Raw genomic sequence first — 13,820 nt, 5'->3', positions numbered from 1 at the left:
GTTCTCATTTCACTTGCGGTTCAGTTCCACTGGCATGAGACCAGCACAACTGAACAGATACAATCAACCCAATATTTTTACTTTGAAATTAAACTCAACCACAACTGCACGCAGTTATTGTTTTATTTAATTCCATTACAATGTTTATTGGAATTAATTACTTCTTCTATTTTGTTAAAGAGCGATATTACTAAAATCAATCATTCATATCTAAATATAAACAGCCGATTTATCTAATTTTAGAAACCAGAATAAAATACACTGCACCCAACAACGTGCAATACATAGAATTCTATTTTCTACAGCAGATAATGGTGGAGGTTAACGGACTCGAACCGTTCACCCCCTGCTTGCAAAGCAGGTGCTCTACCAGATGAGCTAAACCCCCGTGATACTGGTGGGTCAGATAGGAATCGAACCTATGACCCCCGCGTTATCAACACGGTGCTCTAACCAACTGAGCTACTGACCCATATCGTTTCTTTCAAATCTACAGCCGATGAGTGTGAGTACTTAATCTACCAATCTTTCTCTTGAAAGGAGGTGATCCAGCCGCAGGTTCCCCTACGGCTACCTTGTTACGACTTCACCCCAGTCATGAATCCTACCGTGGTAACCGGACTCCCGAAGGTTATCCTAGCTACTTCTGGTAAAACCCACTCCCATGGTGTGACGGGCGGTGTGTACAAGGCCCGGGAACGTATTCACCGCGACATGCTGATCCGCGATTACTAGCGATTCCGACTTCATGCACTCGAGTTGCAGAGTGCAATCCGGACTACGATCGGTTTTGTGAGATTAGCTCCCCCTCGCGGGTTGGCGACCCTCTGTACCGACCATTGTATGACGTGTGAAGCCCTGGTCATAAGGGCCATGAGGACTTGACGTCATCCCCACCTTCCTCCGGTTTGTCACCGGCAGTCCCATTAAAGTGCTCAACTAAATGTTAGCAACTAATGGCAAGGGTTGCGCTCGTTGCGGGACTTAACCCAACATCTCACGACACGAGCTGACGACAGCCATGCAGCACCTGTGTTACGGTTCCCGAAGGCACATCCATATCTCTACGGACTTCCGTACATGTCAAGACCAGGTAAGGTTTTTCGCGTTGCATCGAATTAATCCACATCATCCACCGCTTGTGCGGGCCCCCGTCAATTCCTTTGAGTTTTAGTCTTGCGACCGTACTCCCCAGGCGGTCTACTTCACGCGTTAGCTGCGTTACTAAGCTCCGAAAAGCCCAACAACTAGTAGACATCGTTTAGGGCGTGGACTACCAGGGTATCTAATCCTGTTTGCTCCCCACGCTTTCGTCCATGAGTGTCAGTATTAGGCCAGGGGGTTGCCTTCGCCATCGGTGTTCCTCCACATCTCTACGCATTTCACTGCTACACGTGGAATTCCACCCCCCTCTCCCATACTCTAGCGAGACAGTCATAAACGCAATTCCTAGGTTGAGCCCAGGGATTTCACGTCTATCTTATCAAGCCACCTGCGGACGCTTTACGCCCAGTAATTCCGATTAACGCTTGGACCCTACGTATTACCGCGGCTGCTGGCACGTAGTTAGCCGGTCCTTATTCTTCGGGTACTGTCATCCCCAGTAGTTATTAACCACTAGGATTTCCTCCCCGACAAAAGCGCTTTACAACCCGAAGGCCTTCTTCACGCACGCGGCATTGCTGGATCAGGCTTTCGCCCATTGTCCAAGATTCCCCACTGCTGCCTCCCGTAGGAGTCTGGACCGTGTCTCAGTTCCAGTGTGGCGGATCGTCCTCTAAGACCCGCTACTGATCGTTGCCTTGGTAGGCCTTTACCCTACCAACTAGCTAATCAGCCATCGGCTGCTCCAATAACGTGAGGCCTTGCGGTCCCCCACTTTCCCCCTCAGGGCGTATGCGGTATTAGCACTCCTTTCGAAGCGTTATCCCCCATTACTGGGTACATTCCGATGTATTACTCACCCGTTCGCCACTCGTCAGCGGTGCAAGCACCCTGTTACCGTTCGACTTGCATGTGTAAAGCATGCCGCCAGCGTTCAATCTGAGCCAGGATCAAACTCTTTCGTTTAATCTAGCTGAATTTACATACTTGGCTTAGTACTCATTACTCAAAGAAACACTTGGTTAGAAACCAAGATTTCTTTTATATCTTGAGTGTAAGCACTTGTTTGACTGGCAAACCAAGCACTCACACTCATCGGCTGTATTTTGTTAAAGATCAGTGGCTTAGACACTGAAACCAGCTGGAAAACCGCTTGTTTCGTTTGCTGTGTCAGCAGCAGAGAGGCCGAAATATACGGCAGCCCTGCGATCACGTCAACACCTTGCTGCAAACAAAACGCCAGTAAAACGCTAAGTTGTTGAATTACATACGATCTAATTTAAAACATTTTATCGATTTAAAACTAAGATAGTTATCTTATTAAATTCAAATGCTCGTATATTATCCAATAAACCATCATAACAATTCCAATGACATAAAATTTAAAGCCATAGGAACCATATTCACCCCTCTCAATCATGAAAAAACAATCCTAGATCTTGTTTCCTCCTCATTTGCCCCTATGTTCTTAACAAGATTAAATCACGATATACCGTATGAGGAATAAATAGATGGCGAAAGTAACAATGTATAGCACGGGTACTTGCCCATACTGCGACCGTGCTGAGCGCTTATTGCAACACAAAGGGATTACTGATTTAGTTAAAATCCGAGTCGATCTCGATCCGAGCCAAAGACAAGTCATGGTAGAGCGTGGTCAGCGCACTGTACCGCAAATTTATATCGACGATTTTCATGTGGGTGGCTTTGATGACCTCGCTGCGCTGGATCGCGCCGGTAAACTCGACCCATTACTGAATAAATAGTATCGTCTCGATGGCATCGACATCGCAAACTATGCGATGATTTCCATTGAAGCATCGTAAAATTCAGTTTTATATATACACAACCGTTTTTAAGGGATGATCATGAGCGAAGAAACTCAAGAAGTACAACAACCGATTTTTGCCGTACAAAAACTCTATGTAAAAGATATCTCGCTTGAATCTCCAAGTGCACCAAATGCATTTATGGAACAAGAACAGCCAGAATTTAACATTCAGTTCCGCAATCAAGCGCGTAGCTTTGACAATGGTTTTTTCGAAGCCAGCTTAACAGTGACTGCCACTGCAACTGCTGAAGATCGGACTATTTTCTTGGTTGAAATTACTCAAGCTGGTTTATTCCAAATTGAAAACGTGCCAGAAACTGAACTTGACCCACTGCTCGGCATTGGCTGCCCAAGTATTTTATTCCCTTACCTACGTGAAGCCGTTTCTGACTTAACGACTCGCGCAGGCTTCCCACCACTGCTCTTGCAGCCAATCAACTTTGAAGGCATTTATATGCAACAACGCCAACAAGCTGAAGCCGCAGCACAAGAAGCCAATGAACAAATCACACATTAATTTAATAACGCGATCAGCGTTATTAAATCGAGTGTGCGTCATGAGCCTACTTGCCGTTTTGGCAAGTGGTGCTCAGGCGGTTGATTACCGCTCAACCGCACGCCACGGCGTCATTGTTTATGATGCCCCTGCCGACACGGCCAGCAAACGCTTTATTCTCAGTGCCAACATTCCTCTCGAAATGCTCAGCGAGCAAGGCGACTGGATTCGCGTTCGTGATCGTGATGGCACGCTGAGCTGGATTAAAAAATCCGACGTACTCACACGTCGCTACCTACAAGTCAGCCGTCCGAGTGCCGTGCACCAAGCGGCGAATAAATCATCGGCGACCATCTATAAAGTAGAACGTAATGTGCTACTTGAACTACTCGACTCTGCGGGCTCAGGCTGGCTTAAAGTCAAACATCGCGACGGTCCAATTGGCTTCATTCGTATTGAAGATGTTTGGGGCGCTTAAGGCGTCGATTCTCCGCGCAATCAAGAGGAATACCCATTGAAACTAGCTGTTTTAGGCGCTGGCGCTTGGGGCACCGCCCTTGCCATTCGATTTGCTGACCGCCAAACCGTCAGCCTGTGGTCGCGTGAGGCCGAACAAGTAACACACATGCAGGCAGAACGCTGCAATCAGCGCTACCTCGCCAATGCACCCTTTCCTGACAATCTTAGCGTGACCGCAACACTTGCTGACGCCGTTGCGGATGCGGGCTTGATCCTGATCGTGACGCCGATGTCTGGATTGCGCAATACGCTGAAAGCGCTACGCGAACTTGGCAGCACTGCGCCAGTGCTATGGGCGTGTAAAGGCCTTGAAGCCGGCACGATGAAATTACCGCATCAAGTCGCGCTCGAAGAAATGGACGATGCAATCCCACGTGGCATGTTATCTGGTCCTAGTTTTGCACAAGAAGTCGCCAAAGGCCTACCCGCTGCCGTGACCATCGCATCGAGCGACGCCGCTTTTGCTCAGCAAGTAGTGCAAGATTTGAATACGAACGTGTTGCGTCTCTATGCCAGCGACGATTTAATCGGCGTTGAAATCGGTGCAGCAGTCAAAAACGTGATGGCGATTGCCGCTGGCGTTGCCGATGGCTTGAACCTTGGCCTGAATGCACGCGCCGCATTACTCACTCGTGGTCTGGCTGAAATGGCGCGTTTTTCAACTGCGCTCGGTGGCAAAGCCGAAACGATGATGGGTTTGGCGGGGATTGGCGACTTGATGCTCACCGCAACGGGTGATTTATCGCGCAACCGCCGAGTTGGCCTGTTGCTGGCGCAAGGTTTGAATTTAGACGAAGTGTTAAAAAACCTCGGCCACGTCGCCGAAGGCGTACCGACTGCGCGTGAAGTGGTGAGCCAAGCTGCCGCGCTGAATATCGAAATGCCAATCAGCCGCGCCGTTTGCCAAGTGCTGTTTGAAAACGTTCCGGTCAGCGAAATCATCACCGACCTAATGGGCCGCAGCCCGAAAATGGAAACGCTGCAATAGAGGTATTTAATGCTAGTCGTTCATAGATAACGCCTACATAGTAATACCCACAAAAAAGCCACTCGATTGAGTGGCTTTTTTAATGCGAGAAGTGAAAAATTCATAAAATAGCAACAAGTAGGTACGATTTAGCGAAGCGTAATCGTACACATGACATTCCTCCGATTACGCTTCGCTAATCGGAGCTACGATGCTCGATTGAGTGGCTTTTTTAATGCGAGAAGTGAAAAATTCATAAAGTAGCAACAAGTAGGTACGATTTAGCGAAGCGTAATCGTACGCATGACATTCCTCCGATTACGCTTCGCTAATCGGAGCTACGATGCTAGGCTGTCGTTAACAAGCAGCCATTTTTTTACGCATTCTTGCATTATGCAGAGTCACACCACGACAGATTGGGTGTCTTCGCTCTTCCACGTGAAAGCCATAAAAAACGAAAAAAGGCTCTGCTGTTTTGCTCACGTCTGACGTTAATTCACTAACACCGAGTCGCTTTGCCTCTTCATGAATACGATTCATTAATAAGCTTCCAACGCCTTTTCGAGCATATTTCCCTGATACGTAGAAATGGTCGATATAACCACTAGGCTGGAGGTCTGCATACCCAGCTATTTCATTATCAATTTCAGCAACAAATGGCTGTAAAGCTTGGATACGATCTGCCCATAGGTCGAGGTCAATCTCTGCTGGAGCCCAAGCTTGAATTTGTTCTCGCGAATAGTCGCGTGAAGCCACTTCATGCACTGCTGATAAAAAAACAAGATATAAAGCAATCTCATCCCCAACTTGGAATCTTCGAACTTTCATTCATTTCCTTGTTGCTACTTTCTGACCGAACTCTAACCATGCCAACGCGAAATATAAAAACCTAAAAAACGAGCGCGCTCCCGTCAGAGTAGGGAGATCGAAGCTTTCGAGCCCGAAATGTACTTGAGTCCATGAGGATTTCGCGCACCGCCCGGCCCGCTATCACGGGATGCGCAGCCGTGCTTACTGAATAATACCCCCCCCAAGCAAACCTCATCCTTATACAGCACCATCGACTGCCCCGGCGTCATCGCCCATTGGGGTTCGTCGAACACCAGTTTCACTCCGCCGTCGACGTAGCTCAAGGTACATGCCGCGTCTTGTTGGCGATAACGGGTTTTGGCGGTGTAACGCCCCTCAAGCGGGGTTTCGCCCAAAATCCATGAGCAGTCTTTGGCGATCATCGTGGTATTGAGAAGCAACGGATGATCGTGACCCTGCACCACCAGTAGCTCATTGGTCTCGAGATTTTTGCCAGCGACAAACCACGGCTCGGTATTGCCTTTGGTACCGCCAATACCAAGGCCACCACGCTGGCCGAGCGTGTGGTACATCAAGCCTTGATGCTCGCCCATCACTTTACCTTCCGGCGTGACCATTTTGCCCGGTGTTTTTGGCAGGTAACGATTGAGAAACTCACGGAATGGCCGCTCGCCGATAAAGCAAATACCGGTAGAATCTTTTTTCTTGGCGTTCGGCAAATTAATTTGCTCAGCAATCACACGGACTTCGGTTTTTTGCAAATCACCCAGCGGGAACACCGCATGCGAGATCTGCTCTTGGCTTAGGCGATACAGGAAATACGTTTGATCTTTGCTTTGATCGGCTGCGCGCAGCATTTCGGTACGGCCGTCGGCACGTAAACGTGTTTTAGCGTAATGGCCCGTTGCCAATTTTGCGCCGCCGAGCTTAATCGCAAATTCCAAAAACGATTTGAATTTGATTTCGCTATTACACAAAATATCTGGATTTGGCGTGCGGCCAGCGGCGTATTCGGCCAAGAAATGCGCGAATACGCGGTCTTTATATTCAGTCGCAAAATTGACTAGCTCAATGTCGATGCCGAGCAAATCGGCCACCGCAATCGCATCCATGCTGTCTTCTTTAATCGAGCAATATTCGTCGCTATTGTCGTCTTCCCAGTTTTGCATAAACACGCCGTGCACTTCATGCCCCGCCGCTTTGAGTAAATGCGCCGCTACCGACGAATCCACGCCGCCGGACAATCCAATCACAATTTTTGTCATTTCGCTAACCTATCAAAATCTTTCAGTACCGCCAGCGGGTACGACTGTCCCGCCAAATAATCGTCAACACACGCCAATAATAAAGGGCTGCGGTGCTGATCGGCTCGCGCCACAATCTCGTCGCGCGTTAACCATACCGCCGCTTCAATGCCGTCATCGAGCGACAGCGTGTAATCGCATTCACCCAACAAACCAGTAAAAGCAAAGCGCAAATAGGTTCGCTCACTACCCGGCACCGTCCATTGATAGAGCCCCTGAAACGCCGTTGGCGTGAATGCATACGCGGTTTCTTCACGCGTTTCACGCTGGCAAGCGGCGACGATTGATTCGCCAAATTCAATATGGCCTGCCGGTTGATTGAGTTTTAACTCACCCTCAATGCGCTCTTCAACCAGTAAAAATCGACCGTCTTTTTCGATCACCGCGCAAACGGTGGCATTGGGTTTCCACATGGCTGTCTTGTTCACGTCAAATAATGTTCGATTTTACCTGAAGCCCGCCATCGACGGGGTAAGCGACTATCGGTCGCATTACACAAGTGGTTTAAGCGCGTGCCAAAACTTGCTTGCCCCAACGAATACCGCGTAATTCAATCGCCTGATAACTCCAGCGTGACAGCCATAACACCAAGGCCAAAATCGACAAACCGATTAAATTATCGCCCCAAGCACTACCACTACTGAGATACACCAAGCCATTACCCACGCGAAGCCATTGCGGGAGAAAGGCTTCAAATCCGGCTTGAATCAAATGCACCACGGCGTAATGTGTGAGGTAAATTGAAAACGACCATTTACCCAGATTCACCCACCACGCTTGCCGCAGGACGCGAGAAATCATGCCGCTTTCAAACGCAAACCCGATGATCGCCACAGCAAATGCCCAAGCGGCAAAAAAGCTCTTCATTGGGTATTGCGCTGTAATCACCACATACAAAGCGATCAAGAGCAATACCTCAATAATACTGCCGAGAACGCGGCCAATATGCCAGCGATGGATCACATCAAAGCCGTGATACGCCAAAGCGCCTAAGAAAAAACACGTGATGCCCCGAAACCCGCCGCTGCCAACAAAATCGGCTTGCCAGTACACACACGCCGAGCAGCCAAGCAGCACCAGCGCAAACGCCCAACGCTGAAAACGACAGCTAGCCCAGAGTATCAGCCCGAACAGCACATAGAGATAGAACTCCACGCTGATACTCCATGCCGGGCCATTAAAGGCAAACGGGTCTGCCGCTGGCAGCCAAGCTTGCAGCAAAACAATTTGATACAGCCACTGCCCACTCATCGTCCATGCGTTGCTGCCCACTTGCAGAAATAGCAATACCGTAAACAGCAGCAACATCACCAGATGCAGCGGATAAATCCGAAAAAATCGGCTCACCATATAGCGGGCAAACCCACGACCATTCATCGCTTCTTGCTGATAGCGATAGGCCAGCACAAAACCACTGAGCGTAAAGAAAAACTCCACCATTAAGCCGGCCGAGCGAAAAAAATCCCATTCGCTAAAGCCTTGCCATAAATGCAGATGAAACACGACGACACTCAAGGCACAAAGGCCACGAAAGCTATCTAAAACAATGAAACGATGTTTATGCCTAGGGCTGGGATGCATCATACGATTACACAAAAAATCGCCGGCAATAGCCGGCGTTAGCATTAAAAAAACAAGTCAGCGCGCTTCAATCAAACCCGCGCCTTGCACCGCGATCAGCGCCGCAGCTTACTGTAAAGCGCGCAAAATAGCTTGGGTATTGTATTCAAATAAGCCCAACCAACTATTGGCAGGCGCTTGTTTAGCCAAGGCATCGGAGTAAATCGCCGGCCCGACTTTAGCGCCGGTTTCGCGGGCGATTTGGTCAATCAATTTTGGATTGCTGATATTTTCAGCAAACACCGCTTTGATTTGGCTTTTACGCATTTCGCGAATTAAGCGCGCCATTTCTTTGGCGCTCGGTTCGGCTTCGGTCGAGATGCCTTGCAATGGGAAAAACTCAATCGCATAACGATGGCCTAAATAGCCCAAGGCATCGTGGGAGGTGACCACTTTCTTTTTGCTACTTGCAATTGCGGCAAAAGCCGCTGCAGTGCGTTGATCCAACTGCGTGATTTTGGCTTTAAACGCCGCAGCATTGGCTTGATAAGCTGCCGCATGGCTAGCGTCGGCCGCTTGCAAAGCCGCGCTAATTTGATCAACCATCAACAACACCGCACGCGGATCATGCCAAGCATGCGGATCCACTTTGCCATGGCTGTGCCCATGATCATCATCCAATGCCAAAGGCTTTAGGCCTTGGGTCACCGTAATCACTTTGCCTTTGTAGGCGGCGGCTTGTTCGACGCGTTTCAGCCAGCCTTCATAACCCAGCCCATTAACAAAAAACAGCGAAGCGCCCGACAGTTTTTTGAGATCGGCGGGTTTAGCCTGCCACACATGCGCGTCCTCGCCCGGCCCCACTAGCGTATTCACTTGTACGTGATCCCCACCGACTTCTTGCACTAGATTGCCCAAAATACTAAAGCTGGCAACGACCTTTAGTGGCGCGGCAAAGCTGAACGAGCTCAGCAGCAAACACATCACAGCAAATATTGAGCGCATAACATTCCCATTTAATCTGTGTGTCCATAGACACCTACGTTAAGCAACAAAGCACATCAAAGTGCTGCATTTTGAACTTGAAACGAGTGCCGCCGATGGCGACACCATAAAAACTGGTGGTGTTCAGATTAGATGTTGATGATTTTATGTGCCTACGGCACATTGTTTTACAGTCGCAGTCCGCGACGGGGACCCCATTTTCTTTGACTCGCCAAAGAAAATGGGGGAAAAGAAAGGCGACCCGAGCGCGCCCAGCTCCGCTGTTCCCTCGATTGTCGTGAGCCAAACGATAAAACCGTTTGTCTCCCTCCTCACTCGGTGCGCTTGGACGGGATTTTAAGCCCCAGCTCAACGAGCGCGGCACAGCATCAACACAAAAACTGAATATCACCAAAAAACTCGATGTATATGCAGCAAGCGCTTAGCCAAATAAGCTTATCGCGCTATACCTGCACATCGAGCTTCATTCGTATTGAATTGCCATTAAATCGCATGATGACGGCGCGCTTTGCGGCGCTGCGCCCACAAACCAAATGGCGCGAAGACTAAAGAAAAACAATACAAACCGCCCGCCACCAGCACAATCGCCGGCCCCGAAGGTAAATCCCATTGATACGACGCCATCAAGCCAAATAGGCACGATGCGAGGGCCACAATCCATGCCGCCACAAACAGCATCGACAAGCGCTCAGCCCACAACCGCGCCGTTGCTGCAGGTAACATCATCAAGCCCACCGCCATTAAGGTACCCATGGCTTGAAACGCCGCGACAAAATTCAATACCGCGATAATGACAAAACCAATATGAAACCGCGCCCCATTACCGGTGGTCGCCGCAATAAAACCCGAATCAGCGCATTCGAGCACAATGCCGCGATATTCCAGCGCCAGCCAAATCAAGGTAATCGACGCCACTGAACTGACAATCAACAGCGATGGATCATCAATTGCCAGTACCGAGCCAAATAGCAAATGAATCAAATCGACGCTACTGCCCCATTTCGAGACGATCAGTACGCCAATGGCTAAGGCCAGCAAATAAAATCCCGCAAAACTTGCGTCTTCATTGAGCCGCGTTTTGCGCGCCGCAAAGCCTGCAGCCAGCGCCACCAACAGGCCAGCCACCAAACCGCCGCCCGCCAACCATGGCAAAGACAAGCCGCCAAGCAAAAAGCCAATCGCCGCACCAGGCAATACAGCATGGGAGAGTGCGTCGCCAAACAAGGACATCCGCCGCAGTAAGAGCAATACCCCCACTGGCGCACAACCCACTGCCAAAGCCAAACTACCCACCAAGGCGCGGCGCATAAAAGCAAATTCGCCCAGGGCGTTAAATAATTCAATATTGGGGATTAGCATGACTCGCCCATTTTAAAAGCGACCACAAAGGCGCAGAGACACAGAGGAAAAACAACAGCCGCACGAGTTAGGGACTTAAGCTCAGTGCGGGTCTCTGTGCCTTTGTGCATCTGTGGTGAAAGTTTTTGATTTAACACTCTTGGCACCATGTCGCGTCATTGCGCCAATGTTGCGCGCGGCGATTGGCTTCTTGTAGATTTTCCGGCGTTAACACTTCTGGGGTATCGCCCCAAGCCAAAGCTGATTGCGCCAATAATAAGGTTTGTGGATAGTGCGCGCGAACTTGGCTCATATCGTGCAATACGGTAATTTGCGTTTTTCCGGCCCGATGCCAATCGTCTTGCACTGCCAATAAATTGGCGATGGTTTCGGTATCCACATTGGCAAAAGGCTCATCAAGCAGCAAAACATCAGCGTCTTCAACAATCAAGCGGGCAAAACGAGCGCGCTGCAATTGCCCACCGGACAAATTACTAATCGGTGCTTGAGTAAAATCACTCAAACCCACCCGATCCAACGCTGCATCGGCGCGCAAGCAATCGGCTTTGGATAAACCACGCCATGCGCCACGCCGCTGCCATGTTCCCGCCAAAGCCAATTCGCGCACAGTGAGTGGAAACTGTTTGTCCAACGTCGACAATTGCGCCAAATACGCAATCGCGCCATGCCGATGAATATGCCCCTCATCAGGCTGCTTAACGCCAGCTAACGCCGCCAAGAGCGTTGACTTACCGGCGCCATTGGGGCCAACCACCGCGGTATGGCTGCCTGCGACAAAACGGCCCGTTAGCGCATGCACTGCCGCGCGATCGCGATAGCATAAAGTCAGGTGTTCAACTTCGATCACGATTGCATCGCCCAAAAAGTAAACGCCCACAACGCAGCCAATAGCGGCGCGATACACAATAATCGCTGCCAACCGGCCATGGCAAAAAAGCCAAATAGATTAAATCGAGACAACAAACGCTTCAAAACACCACTCCACGCAGGCCAAAGTCGCTGCAATTAGCGGCAAGGATATACAAAAAACCGCTCTTGGTGCAAGTCAGTTGCATTTGGAGATAAGAAAAAAGCCACGCTACCGTGGCCTTCTCGCTTTGAGTGCGTGCCAAAATCGCCGCTCAAGCAGGTAAGACTTAAATCGCGCTCAATGCAAATCGCCGCTGGGTTTTGCGATAAATCTCGGCCAATTGCAGCGCACGCCCCGAGGTGGGATCTAAGGCCTGAACGCGAGTTAATAAATCCCCCGCTTGCTGCAAATAGCCTGCGTGACCGCCCAGCTGATTGACCAAGGCCAATAAGGTATTGACGGTATTAAGCAAAATTTGCAAATTATTTGGCATGTCTTGCAAGGCGGCTAAAAATCGCTCGGCCGCTGCAGTTAAATCACCCGCTTGCGCCAAGGCCACCGCTTCATTATTCAGTTGCACAATATCTGCCGCCGTGGCTTCGATTAAACGCAGCGCCTCGGCTTCTTGGCCTTGCGATTTAAATACCCGCGCCACTTGCGCTGCAAGCTTGGGGTCATCATGGCGATTTTGCAGTACGGCACGGGTTAATGTTTGCGCCTCGGCCATACGATTAAGCCCCAAGCAAGACTGCGCCAAAGCCAAGCCTAGCGTCGCAGAAGGCGCACTGCTGGCAGCCTTGAGTGCCGCATCGAGCAAAGCGCGGGCTTTAGTGGTGTCGCCCAGCTTTAATGCGACGTTCGATTCCAATACATCGGCCAAAATGCGATCATCGCTGCGAGGAAAGTCTTGGCGAATTTGTCCAGCGGTTTGCCGTGCGGCAGCAACATCGCCACGCCGTAGCTGAACTTCGGCCAGCGCCGCGTAATCGCTCACCTGCGGCACAAATGAAAAGCGGGCCATCCGTATACTGTCGCTCAATGCACTCTCGGCCAAGGACCAATCTTCGGTGGCAATTGCCACTTCACCCAGCTCTCGTCGCCGCGCCAGCATCGGCGAGCGCTCACAAGCCGCTTGCAAGGTTTGTTTGGCGGCGGCCAAATCATGTGTGGCACTAAAAGTTTGCGCCAAGCCATCGTAGGCCGCCAAAATGAGCGGATATTGATTGATCAACTGCTGAAAAATCTGCTGCGCCTCAGTATATTCTTTCAACTGTAACAGCGCTTTGCCCAAGGCCATTTTAAGCCAAGGCCAATCTTGCTCAACCAGCTCGGTTCGCGCGACATCGCGTGCAGTTTTCCAATCGCCAATCCGCAATAAAAGATGAATCTTCATTCGCAAAAAATCGACCGCTTGAGCTGGGTTGTCTTTGCTTGCCACCTCACACAATTGAATTGCACGTAAAAAATCATTGGCAATATACGCGGCATCAATTGGCTGAAACGCTGATTTTTTATTCAAAGCGCGCTCAATCCGTGCGTAGAGCACTTCCCCGGTAAAGGGCTTAAGCAAAATCGCATCAGGGGCTAATTCAGCCGCGCCAATCACTTTGCCACTTTGCCGCTCGGCGGTGAGCAAGATAAACACACTACTGGCTTTTAACGCGCCATAGCGACGCGCCGCTTCAAACACATACAGGCCATCAAAGCCATGGCCCAAATCATAAGCACACAAAATAATATCGTAAGCACAGCGGCGCATTTGCGCTAATGCCTCATCGCTGCGGCTAGCGTATTCAATCTCTTTGGCACCAAATTGCCCGAGCATCATGCCCAGCGTCATCCGCATTGCGCTGACATGATCAATCACTAAAATTTTATATTGCGAAAAATCACGAACAGCCGACTTCGCCGCAGGCTCTTCGATCGCCGCTCGCTGAGTAAACGAATAAGGACGAACTTTGCTCATGCTGACTCTTTATGGTAGGTATTTGTAGGTATCACTTACCAGGCAGCGG

14 protein-coding genes, 2 tRNA genes and 1 rRNA gene are annotated in these 13,820 nt (G+C 49.9%); 4 read left to right on the top strand and 13 right to left on the bottom strand.

Annotated elements, in window-relative coordinates:
* Positions 1-312: 312 nt before the first annotated feature.
* From K4H25_RS03685 to K4H25_RS03670, 4 genes are all read right to left on the bottom strand, one after another.
* A tRNA-Ala gene (locus tag K4H25_RS03685) sits at positions 313-388 on the bottom strand.
* Between the two features lie 7 nt (positions 389-395).
* Positions 396-472: transfer RNA gene (locus K4H25_RS03680), tRNA-Ile, on the bottom strand.
* A gap of 64 nt (positions 473-536) precedes the next feature.
* Positions 537-2,070: ribosomal RNA gene (locus K4H25_RS03675) — 16S ribosomal RNA — on the bottom strand.
* A 40-nt stretch (positions 2,071-2,110) separates the two neighbouring features.
* Positions 2,111-2,335 (bottom strand): hypothetical protein, encoded by a 225-nt coding sequence (locus tag K4H25_RS03670; protein WP_221022061.1) that lies wholly within the window; start codon positions 2,333-2,335, stop codon positions 2,111-2,113.
* Between the two features lie 280 nt (positions 2,336-2,615).
* Between K4H25_RS03670 and grxC the strand changes: the two genes are divergently transcribed.
* The 4 genes from grxC to K4H25_RS03650 all read left to right on the top strand — a co-directional run bounded on the left by grxC (position 2,616) and on the right by K4H25_RS03650 (position 4,938).
* The gene (grxC, locus tag K4H25_RS03665; RefSeq protein ID WP_173533112.1) at positions 2,616-2,870 is read left to right on the top strand and encodes a glutaredoxin 3; all 255 of its coding nucleotides are present in this window, start codon (positions 2,616-2,618) and stop codon (positions 2,868-2,870) included.
* Between the two features lie 102 nt (positions 2,871-2,972).
* A complete protein-coding gene (gene secB, locus K4H25_RS03660) occupies positions 2,973-3,452 on the top strand; it encodes a protein-export chaperone SecB (RefSeq protein ID WP_173533111.1) in 480 nt (159 codons plus the stop codon).
* A 40-nt stretch (positions 3,453-3,492) separates the two neighbouring features.
* Positions 3,493-3,909, top strand: a complete 417-nt coding sequence (locus K4H25_RS03655) for an SH3 domain-containing protein (protein ID WP_221022060.1) — start codon at positions 3,493-3,495, stop codon at positions 3,907-3,909.
* 36 nt (positions 3,910-3,945) lie between these two features.
* Positions 3,946-4,938, top strand: coding sequence for an NAD(P)H-dependent glycerol-3-phosphate dehydrogenase (locus tag K4H25_RS03650; protein ID WP_221022059.1), 993 nt, complete (start codon positions 3,946-3,948; stop codon positions 4,936-4,938).
* 336 nt (positions 4,939-5,274) lie between these two features.
* Here the strand turns inward: K4H25_RS03650 and K4H25_RS03645 are convergent, their stop codons facing one another.
* From K4H25_RS03645 to K4H25_RS03610, 9 genes are all read right to left on the bottom strand, one after another.
* Entirely contained in the window at positions 5,275-5,745 is a 471-nt protein-coding gene (locus K4H25_RS03645; RefSeq protein ID WP_221022058.1) for a GNAT family N-acetyltransferase, read from the bottom strand.
* 83 nt (positions 5,746-5,828) lie between these two features.
* Complete coding sequence (gene mnmA, locus K4H25_RS03640) at positions 5,829-6,992, bottom strand: tRNA 2-thiouridine(34) synthase MnmA (RefSeq protein ID WP_221022057.1); 1,164 nt, start codon at positions 6,990-6,992, stop codon at positions 5,829-5,831.
* Positions 6,989-7,444, bottom strand: a complete 456-nt coding sequence (locus K4H25_RS03635) for an NUDIX hydrolase (RefSeq protein WP_221022056.1) — start codon at positions 7,442-7,444, stop codon at positions 6,989-6,991. The genes mnmA and K4H25_RS03635 overlap by 4 nt, the downstream gene beginning before the upstream one ends.
* Before the next feature lie 91 nt (positions 7,445-7,535).
* The gene (locus tag K4H25_RS03630; RefSeq protein WP_221022055.1) at positions 7,536-8,615 is read right to left on the bottom strand and encodes an acyltransferase family protein; all 1,080 of its coding nucleotides are present in this window, start codon (positions 8,613-8,615) and stop codon (positions 7,536-7,538) included.
* A gap of 105 nt (positions 8,616-8,720) precedes the next feature.
* The gene (locus tag K4H25_RS03625; RefSeq protein ID WP_221022054.1) at positions 8,721-9,596 is read right to left on the bottom strand and encodes a metal ABC transporter solute-binding protein, Zn/Mn family; all 876 of its coding nucleotides are present in this window, start codon (positions 9,594-9,596) and stop codon (positions 8,721-8,723) included.
* A gap of 483 nt (positions 9,597-10,079) precedes the next feature.
* Entirely contained in the window at positions 10,080-10,955 is an 876-nt protein-coding gene (locus tag K4H25_RS03620; RefSeq protein ID WP_221022053.1) for a metal ABC transporter permease, read from the bottom strand.
* Between the two features lie 130 nt (positions 10,956-11,085).
* Complete coding sequence (locus K4H25_RS03615) at positions 11,086-11,802, bottom strand: metal ABC transporter ATP-binding protein (protein WP_221022052.1); 717 nt, start codon at positions 11,800-11,802, stop codon at positions 11,086-11,088.
* Positions 11,799-11,927 (bottom strand): hypothetical protein, encoded by a 129-nt coding sequence (locus tag K4H25_RS16895; protein ID WP_255587982.1) that lies wholly within the window; start codon positions 11,925-11,927, stop codon positions 11,799-11,801. The genes K4H25_RS03615 and K4H25_RS16895 overlap by 4 nt, the downstream gene beginning before the upstream one ends.
* Positions 11,928-12,091: 164 nt before the next feature.
* A complete protein-coding gene (locus K4H25_RS03610; protein WP_221022051.1) occupies positions 12,092-13,771 on the bottom strand; it encodes a response regulator in 1,680 nt (559 codons plus the stop codon).
* Positions 13,772-13,820 lie beyond the last annotated feature (49 nt).

Origin of the sequence: Deefgea piscis (assembly GCF_019665785.1) — a bacterium.
Lineage (GTDB): Bacteria > Pseudomonadota > Gammaproteobacteria > Burkholderiales > Chitinibacteraceae > Deefgea.
Note: the sequence above shows the minus strand (reverse complement) of the source record. Positions and strands in the feature narration are given on the sequence as shown.